We start from the raw sequence: 1,361 nt of genomic DNA on the forward strand, positions 1-1,361 counted from the left end.
GTGCGCTACGAGTCCCGCAAGGCTGACAAGACCGGGAACCTGCTCATTGACGGGAACACCTACGCCGCCGGGCCCGCCTTCCACAGCCGGAACCTCACCGTCGGGTTGCGCCACGACATCATCGAGATCCTCGATGAGCACTCCGAGCCCGTCCGGTCCTTCCCGCGGGCCTTCGGCCGGCAGACAGAGACGATCTTCGAACCGGCATCCCTGCTGCCGTTGCTGGTGACCAAGCCCGGTGCGTGGGGTCATTCCCCGCTGCGGGCCTTGGTCTCCGACCCGGTGCGCGATTGGCTGGATGCGGCAACGGCCACGGACCGGCGCCGGCTGCTCAACGCGGTGGATGCCGCGTCAGGGTCCGCCGGCTTCGACGCCGCAGTCCAGGCTGCCGACACCCTGATCCTGCGCGGGGACGCCCCGGACATGGCAGCGCTGGGGATGCTCGCCCGCCGGCTGGCCCACGGCACCGAACCGGCCGCCGCCAACGTGGACTTGAGCGTCTATGACACCTTCACCACCCTGAACACCAGCACGGGAGAAGTCGCGTGAACCCGATCACCGTCCAGGACATCATCGAGGCGGGAAAGCATGCCGCCCTGACCGGCAGCGTGTTGACCGAATGGGCCGAGAGGGGCACCCCGAAACAACGCGAATACCTTCACGGGGTCCTGGTCGCCGAACATGAATCACGGCTCGAATCACGCCGCCAGCGGCTGCTGAAATCCGCCAGGCTCCCGGCCCTGAAAACACTCACGGGATTCGATTACACCAGTGTCAGGTTCCCCGAGGACTATGGCCGCGCGTCCCTCGAATCCCTGGATTTCATCCCCCGGGCCCAGGACCTGGTCCTCTACGGGGACGTCGGCACCGGCAAAACCCACATGGCCACCGCCCTGGTGGCAGCCGCCTGCCGGCAGGGCATCCCGGCGCGCTTCTTCACTACCTCAGCCCTGGTCATGATGCTGCGCAGGGCCAAGGACGAGGACCGGCTGGATAAGGAACTGGCATCCCTGGCCAAAAACCAGCTCCTCGCAATTGACGAGCTGGGCTACCTGCCGATCGATACCGAGGGAGCCAGGCTCTTGTTCCAGGTGATCGCGGACGGGTATGAAAAGCGCAGCCTGATCATCACTACCAATTTGGAGTTTTCCCGCTGGGGAACCGTGTTCGGGGACGACAACCTGGCCGCCGCCGTTATCGACCGGCTGGTCCACCACGGGCGGCTGCTGCAGTTCCGTGGTGAGTCCTACCGGGTCAAGAACGCCCTCATGAAATAGCCAACTGCTGGAATGGCCTGGAAACGTGCCGCGGTGGCCTGATTCTTAGCGCTGAAATGGCCGACTTAAAGTTGACGGAACACA

The 1,361-nt window shown here is 65.0% G+C and carries 1 protein-coding gene and 1 pseudogene; both read left to right on the forward strand.

What is annotated here, in order from left to right; translation table 11 throughout:
* A pseudogene (locus BJQ90_RS01045) lies at nt 1-549 on the forward strand (IS21 family transposase); the annotation flags it as partial.
* Entirely contained in the window at nt 546-1,277 is a 732-nt protein-coding gene (istB, locus tag BJQ90_RS01050; protein WP_226758460.1) for an IS21-like element helper ATPase IstB, read from the forward strand. The pseudogene BJQ90_RS01045 and the gene istB, both read left to right, overlap by 4 nt.
* The last annotated feature ends 84 nt before the right edge of the window (nt 1,278-1,361 follow it).

It is taken from the genome of Arthrobacter sp. SO3 (assembly GCF_020532825.1).
GTDB lineage: Bacteria > Actinomycetota > Actinomycetes > Actinomycetales > Micrococcaceae > Arthrobacter.